Source organism: Streptomyces sp. SPB074 (genome assembly GCF_000154905.1).
Taxonomy (GTDB): Bacteria; Actinomycetota; Actinomycetes; order Streptomycetales; family Streptomycetaceae; genus Streptomyces.
Map to the genome: position 1 here is coordinate 4,247,487 of NZ_GG770539.1, position 5,477 is coordinate 4,252,963.

At 75.9% G+C, this 5,477-nt stretch carries 5 protein-coding genes and 2 pseudogenes; 1 reads left to right on the forward strand and 6 read right to left on the reverse strand.

Annotation, left to right across the window (positions count from 1 at the left end; genetic code table 11):
• Positions 1 to 74: 74 nt before the first annotated feature.
• The 5 genes and pseudogenes from SSBG_RS17730 to sigJ form a co-directional block, all read right to left on the reverse strand.
• A complete protein-coding gene (locus SSBG_RS17730) occupies positions 75 to 449 on the reverse strand; it encodes a hypothetical protein (protein ID WP_008747464.1) in 375 nt (124 codons plus the stop codon).
• A 6-nt stretch (positions 450 to 455) separates the two neighbouring features.
• Complete coding sequence (locus SSBG_RS17735) at positions 456 to 890, reverse strand: roadblock/LC7 domain-containing protein (protein WP_037870053.1); 435 nt, start codon at positions 888 to 890, stop codon at positions 456 to 458.
• Between the two features lie 38 nt (positions 891 to 928).
• Positions 929 to 1,792, reverse strand: coding sequence for a hypothetical protein (locus SSBG_RS17740; RefSeq protein ID WP_008747466.1), 864 nt, complete (start codon positions 1,790 to 1,792; stop codon positions 929 to 931).
• Complete coding sequence (locus tag SSBG_RS17745) at positions 1,789 to 2,232, reverse strand: hypothetical protein (RefSeq protein WP_008747467.1); 444 nt, start codon at positions 2,230 to 2,232, stop codon at positions 1,789 to 1,791. The genes SSBG_RS17740 and SSBG_RS17745 overlap by 4 nt, the downstream gene beginning before the upstream one ends.
• Positions 2,233 to 2,609: 377 nt before the next feature.
• A pseudogene (gene sigJ / locus SSBG_RS17750) lies at positions 2,610 to 3,530 on the reverse strand (RNA polymerase sigma factor SigJ); the annotation flags it as partial.
• Positions 3,531 to 3,613: 83 nt separating this feature from the next.
• Here sigJ and SSBG_RS17755 point away from each other — a divergent pair.
• Positions 3,614 to 4,027, forward strand: coding sequence for a hypothetical protein (locus SSBG_RS17755; protein ID WP_008747469.1), 414 nt, complete (start codon positions 3,614 to 3,616; stop codon positions 4,025 to 4,027).
• Here SSBG_RS17755 and SSBG_RS17760 read toward each other — a convergent pair.
• Positions 4,011 to 5,359, reverse strand: a pseudogene (locus SSBG_RS17760) (diaminopimelate decarboxylase). The gene SSBG_RS17755 and the pseudogene SSBG_RS17760 overlap by 17 nt on opposite strands.
• Positions 5,360 to 5,477 lie beyond the last annotated feature (118 nt).

A 5,477-nucleotide genomic window follows, 5' to 3' on the forward strand; every position in this document is an offset into this window, starting at 1 on the left:
AAAAAAAAAAAAAAAAAAACAAAAAAAAACCACCAAAAAACGGCGGAGCTCGGCGGCGCCGGGACGTCCCGCGCTCAGACCTCCAGTTCGGACTCGATCTTCTTCAGCTGGTGGCGCGCCATCGCGAGGTTGGCGCGCGCGTTGTCGAGGACCAGGTACAGGAAGAGGCCGCTGCCGCCCTTCGCCCTGAGGAGGCGGATTAGGTGGTACTGGGTGCCGAGGGTGATGAGGATGTCCTCGATCTGGTCCTGGAGCCCGAGGTGTTCCATCGTGCGGAGCTTCGCGCGGACCACGTCCGTGTTCCCGGCGGCGGCGACCTCCAGGTTGAAGTCCTTGCCGCCGCCCATCGTGCCGAGCGCCATCCCGCTCGTGTAGTCGACGAGGGCGACTCCGACGGCCCCGTCGATCGATGCCATCGCGTCCTTGAGGGAGGCTTCGGTGTTGGCCATGAGTCGCTACATCCTTTCCGTGGCCGGCCTCGGTGACCGGACCGTTTCCCGCTGGTCGGCGACACGTTCGAGCGTCGCGTCGACCAGTTCGCCGATCCGTCCCGCGGACCGGCGTCCTTCCAGGTGGAGCCTGCCGACGTTGACACGCGCGTCGGCCAGGAGGGTCAGCACGGCGGCGCCGCCCGCGGCGTAGGTCGCCACGTAGCCGCGTTCGCCGCGTACGAGGAGTTCGCGCAGGCCCCCGCGCCCGGTGGCCTCGGCCATGCGCAGCGCCACGCCGAGCGAGGCGGCGGTGAGCGCCGCGAGGCCCTCCGCCTCGACACCGGGGGTGTCCTGCGCGAGGACGAGCCCGTCCACGCTGCCCGCGAGCGCCCCGGTGAGCTGCGGGACGCGGGCCCGCAGGCGGTGCAGTTCGTCGAGGACTTCGGCCTCCGCCGACATGAGTTGTCTCCTTTCGGCGCGTTGTCTCAGCCCGCGGATCACAGCGCGGCCTCCAGCGCGTCGCGCAGGCGGCGCAGGAGCGCGATGTCGGGGTCCTGCACCCGGGGCAGCAGCCCGGCGCCGAACTGCGGCCGGGGCGCCGCGCGCACGCCCGGCGGGGTGCCGGGCGGCGGCGGGGTGCCGGGGGCCGCCGCGTGGCGCGGCCGTCCCGTGCGGCGCGGGGCGCGTACGGGGCCGACGAGCCCCGCCGCCGCGAGCCGCCGCAGGTCCACGAGCGTGTGGTAGGCGGGCCTGCCCAGTGCACGGGCGATCTCGGGCGCCGTGCGGTGGCCGTCCACGAGTGCGAGGACGGGCGTGCGGCGCGCGCTCACCGCGAGCGCCGCGCCCGGCGCGAGGCGCCGCAGCGGCGCGTGGTCGAGCACGTCGCAGGGGTGCAGCCGGTCGAGGAAGGCGCGGCGGCGGCGGCACTCGCGCTCGACGGCGCCCGCGTCCACGGGGTGCGCGACCGCGAGGGGGTGCGCGTCCCCGTACCGGAAGCGGGCGGGGCCGCCCGAGGGGGCGAGGGCGAAGTACGCCGCGTCGTGGAGCGCGCCGAGGTGGCACAGCTCCAGCGTTCCCGCGCCGACGAGCCCGGCGGCCACGAGCGCGCGCACGAAGGCGCCCGTGTCCTCGTTCCCGGCGCGCGCGGTGGCGAGCGCGGCGGCGGGGAGGGTGCTCCCGGTGGTCAGGAGCACGTCGAGCGGCGGCGAGTCGGGGGCCTCGGCGTGCACGATCCGCCCGGCCACGAGATGCAGCCGGCCCCGGTCGCGGCTCAAAGTCCCGGTCGCGCCCTCGTCCGCGAGGCGGCGCAGGAGCGGCGAGACGGTCGTCGTCGTCCCGTGCGTGAGCGTCTCCACGGTCACAGCACCAGCCGTTCGGCGATCTCGCCGACGCGGATGCGGGCGAGCGCGAGATTGCCCTCGTCGCGGTCGAGCCACAGGTGGAGGAAGACGCTGCTGTCGAAGGTCGTCCGCACGAAGCGGATGAGGTGGTAGCTGTCCCGGTTCGTCACGATCACGTCCTCCACGGGCAGCAAATGGTCCACGTGACCGCCCTGCTCGGCCTGACCGCCCGGGCCGTCGGCCGTCGCGGCGGGTACCCGCGTCGTCGTCGCCGCGAAGGCGCGGTGCTCGGCGGCCATGCGGGCCAGTTCGGCGGCCTCGGCGGCGGTCGCCTCGTGGTCGTCGTTGGGGGAGTCGCCGATCGTGCCGAGGGCGAGCCCGCTGATCCAGTCGACGACACCGGCACCCCGCGCACCCGGGAGCCTCATGGCGTCCAGCAGACACTCGTCAATTCCTGGCACGCGGAACGTCACCTTCCCCGACCCGAAGTACGGCTTGCGGTCATGAGGTTACGCAAGGTGCCACCCGCCGGGGGGAGTTCTGGCATTTTCCAGCGGAACATGCGCGCGCCCCCTATCCTCACGTTCCTCACCGCGCCGCGGGCCCCGGAGCGCCCGCCGCGGCACCGGGCGTGGCGGTGCGGAAGCCCTGGGGGAGAGCGTGCGGGGGCGAGAGGCCGACCCGGGGCGAAAGCGGGGAATAGAGGACGGGAGGAGCGGGCCCGGGGTATGCTCCGCGCGGCGCGGACAGGGTGTCCCCGCGCGGCGCGGACGCCGTGTCCCCGCGCGGCGCGCGGCGCCCGGCGTGACGTGCCCCGTGCCGCCCCCTGCGCCGCCGCCTCCCGCGCCCAGGGCCCCAGCTTCTCCGGGGTGCGGATCACCCAGATCCGGTCCACGCGGCCCGCCCGCAGCGCGAACGCCGCGACCGTCCGCACCACGCCGTCCCGCGAAGCCACCAGCCCCGGAAGGCCGTTGACCTCGCCCAGGCGGAGTACGAGACCGGGGGCGCGGTCCGCGAGCGCGACCATGTACCGGGCGATCGCGGCGGCGCCCTCGACGGGACGGAGCGCCGCGCCGGCCAGGCCGCCGCCGTCCGCCGTCATCACGGCCGCCGGGTCGAGCAGGCCGACCAGCGCGGGGATGTCCCGCGACTCCCACGCCTCCTTCACCTGCCGCACGATGGCGGCGCGCTCCGCGAGCGGCACCGGCCCGGTGCCCCCGGCGGCACCGATCCGCCGCCGCCCCGAGGAGGCGAGCCGGCGGCACGCGGCGGTGCTGCGGCCGAGGACGTCCGCGATGTCGGCGAAGGGGTAGCGGAAGACGTCGTGCGGCACGAAGGCGACCCGCTCGGCGGGCGTCATCGCCTCCAGGACCACGAGGAAGGCCATCGCCACCGACTCGTCCCGCACGATCCGCGCGGCCGGGTCCTCCGGGGCGGCCCCGGGCCCGCCGTCCGGCGCGCCCGGCAGCGGCTCGGGGAGCCACGTGCCGACGTACCTCTCCCTGCGCGCCCGCGCCGAGCCGAGCACGGCCAGGCAGATCCGCGCCGTCACCGTCGTCAGCCACGCGCCCGGCACCACGACGGCCGCGCGCCGCGCGGGCGCGAGCCCGTACCAGCGCGTGTACGCCTCCTGGACCGCGTCCTCCGCCTCGACCAGCGAACCGAGCAGGCGGTAGGCCACGTTGAGGAGCCGCCCCCGCTCCCCGGCGACGTCCCCCGCACCCCCGCCGGCCGCCTCCCCGCCCCTTCGCGCGTCCATGTCCCGTCCCCCGCCTCACACTTCGCGGGCCCGCTTCGTCGGACCGGCGAGACCCTACCGACGACCCGCACCCGGGGGACCCCATGACCACGCATCCCGCCACCGCGCCCACCGCGCCCACCGCGCACGAGCGCTTCCTGCGCCTCGCCACCGCCTTCCAGACCCTGACGATCCTCTTCCAGGCCGTCTCCGCCGGGCTCCTGCTCACCGCCCCCTACGGCGAGACGCTGCACGGCGTCGGCGCGCGCGTCATGTACGGGGCGACGATGCTCCACGTGCTCGCGGCGGTCCTCGCCTGGAAGCCGGGCGGCGCCTCGCCCCGGCAGGTCTGGTGGGCGAGCCGCTTCCTGCTCCTGGCCTCGGCGCAGGTCGTGCTCGGCATCCGGCACGTGGCGGAGGTCCATGTCCCGCTGGGCGTCACGATGTTCGGGCTGAGCCTGCTCGTCCTGGTGCTCCCCCGGGTGCCCGCCGGGCGGGGCGTCACAGGTCGTCCGTGAGCGCGCGGGTATGGGCCGCGCCGGACTCCGCCACGAACTCGGCGAGCGACTGCGGGGCCCGTACCGTCGCGAACCGGACGCCCTCGGGGGCGGCGGCGAACCCGTGAATCCCGGGCCGCGTCAGGCTGTCGTACGCCTGGTGGCGGGCGAAGCCGTACGCGCCCGTGTCGAGCACCGCGAGCCAGTCGCCCTGCTCCAGCTCCGGCAACTCCGCCCCGGACGCGAGGAGTTCACCGTCGAACTGGGCGGGCCCCGCGAGGTCCTGGGCGAGCGCGGAGCCCTCCTTGGGCCGCCCCTGCGCGTCGTACGCGGCGAGCCGCCGCCCGCAGGCGTGCCCCGCCATCCGCGTCCCGACGTGCGTCACCGCGAGCCGCCGCCCGCCCATGGCCCGTACGTACTCGACCCGCGCGAGCAGGAAGCCGTGCCCCGCGAGCAGCGAGCGCCCGAAGCCGGTCACGAGCGCGTACCGCCCGTCGAAGAGCCCCGGCACCGTCTCCTTGAGCAGGGCCCCGTACCCGGCGAAGTCCGCCCCGGCGCGATCCCCGACGTCCCCCTCGCGGGCGCCCGCCGCGAGGCCGCCGCCGAGCGCGAGCGCGTCGACCTGCCGCCGCCCGGCCGCCGCGTTGATCTCCTCGGCCAGCTCGTACACCTTCCGCACGCCCTCGGCGAGCCGCCCGGGGTCCACGCCGCCCGCGTTCTTCACCTCCGAGTGCGCGTGCAGCCGGGTCAGCCAGGGCCGCTCGGCGAAGGCCGAGAGCACCCACTCGCGGGCGCCCGCGTGCCCGAGGGGCACCCCGAAGACGGCCCGCCGCCCCTCGCCCGCGTGCGGATCGACCCGCACCCCGAACGTCGAGGTGGCCGCCGCCTCGCCGCGCAGCGCGTCGAGCCGCTCCAGCTCCTGAAACGTCGTAAAAAGTCCACGAGCACCCCGCTGGCCAGCGCCTCGCGCAGCTCGGCGACCGTCTTCGTCGGCGAGTCCAGCACGGTGTGCCCCGGCTGCACCCCCGCGGCCCGCGCGAGCGCCAGCTCGGCCGCGCTCGCGACCTCGGCGCCGATCCGGTCCTCGTAGAGCAGCCGCAGCACGGGCACGAGCGGCGTCGCGCGCACGGCGAAGGTGTGCCGCACGGCGGGCCCGCCCTCCGCGACGACCCCCGCGAACGCGGACGTGAGCGCGCGGGAGGTGCGGCGGATGCCGGTCACGTCGAGCAGCCCGGCGAGCGGGCGTTCCTCGCCGACGATCCCCTGCACGACGGCGGCCCGCACCGCGCGTTCGCGCCGCAGCTCGCCCTCGGAGGGTCCGCCCGTGCCCTCCGGCGGTGCGGCTTCGCTCATGCGGCCATCAGAACACCGGCGCCGCGCGGGCGCGAAAATAGGTGGACCGTGCGGGGGTGCGGCTGCTCGGATGCCCTTCATGACGCCGGACGAACACACGCGCCCCGAGCCCCCTGCC